At 43.5% G+C, this 1,260-nt stretch carries 3 protein-coding genes; all 3 read left to right on the top strand.

Going from position 1 to position 1,260, the window contains the following annotated elements:
- Positions 1–441, top strand: a 441-nt coding sequence (locus A3735_RS05570; protein ID WP_156499433.1) for a TonB-dependent receptor, incomplete at its 5' end; no start/stop codon positions are given.
- Between the two features lie 20 nt (positions 442–461).
- Positions 462–665 (top strand): hypothetical protein, encoded by a 204-nt coding sequence (locus A3735_RS05565; protein ID WP_068510480.1) that lies wholly within the window; start codon positions 462–464, stop codon positions 663–665.
- 24 nt (positions 666–689) lie between these two features.
- A partial coding sequence (locus A3735_RS05560; protein ID WP_156499432.1) for a hypothetical protein occupies positions 690–1,260 on the top strand: 571 nt, incomplete at its 3' end.

Genomic DNA, 1,260 nt, shown 5'->3' with positions numbered 1-1,260 from the left:
ATTACCGCTGCTGACTTAAAAAGAATGGGTGCGCGCAACCTAATGGACGCACTAAAGCGCGTACCTGGCTTAGGTGTTTACCAAACTAATATGGGAAGGTCTACCCTCGAGATAAGAGGGCTAAAAACAGACTTCAGTGAAAAAGTATTATTTCTAATCAATGGCCACGCTAACAATAACAACCTGGTAAATGGTGGTGCACTAAGCTCTTACAACAACTTTATTGTCGATGACATTAGCCGGGTAGAAATTGTCCGTGGCCCTGGCTCAGCACTCTACGGAGCCAATGCTTTTGTCGCCGTAATTAACATCATCACCAAAACGGCTCAGAATACACAAGAAACAACACTAAGCGCAGGCATCGGAAGTGACCAATCAAGGAAGCTCAATGCATCGTATCGCGATGGTACAGGCCCTTTAAAGATGGTGAACAGATTGTAGCCATCATTTCGGACTACATTATGCCTGTTACCAAAGGCGATAAGTTCTTGATTGACGTTCATGCCATGTTCCCTGATATCATCAAGATAATACTCACGGGTCATGCCGATAGCTCAGCAGTCCAAGAAGCCTATGAACAAGCGAATCTTGCCGCCTGTTTTGGCAAGCCCTGGGAAATAGAGGATATACTCACCTGCTTAAGAGAGCATTTATCCAATAAGTAGCTGTACGGAGACAGAAGTCTAAGCATGGGAATTCGCAACAAACTACTTTTCATCATTGCTAGTGCACTTTTACTTGTGCTTTATGTCAGCACTCACCTTCAAATAAACCTACACAAGCAAGCATTTGATACCGAGTTAGAGAAGCGTATCGTTCTGCTAAAACATAACCTCAACCAACAAGCACTCGTCCAAGCCCAAGCGTTGAGTAGCTCGATCGCAGAAAACCTGGCATCGTTCAATCTTTTTTCTCTAACCCAAATTATTAACGATTCTGTCAACAACACACCAGAGCTGCAGCAAGCTATTTTAGTATCCAAAAACGGCAAAGTATTTATCCACACATCAGATCCGTTGCAGCAACAGCTACCCTATCAGCCGACAAATCATGGCAGCATTAGTCAGGTGAGCATAAAAACCCCTGATAGTATTTCAGTCCTCGGGATTAATAACCCTGAAGACAGCGCTCTTCCGATCTCTTCACTTGAATACCGCGTACCGATAACTATTGGAGAATCCCACTGGGGTGATATTTACCTTCTATATTCGCTGAAAAAACTGAACAAAGTGATCACCCAATCTATTGCAGAAAATACTC

The organism is Oleiphilus sp. HI0061, assembly GCF_001635675.1.
The sequence above is the reverse complement of the archived record's forward strand: the minus strand, read 5'-3'. Positions and strand labels throughout refer to the sequence as shown.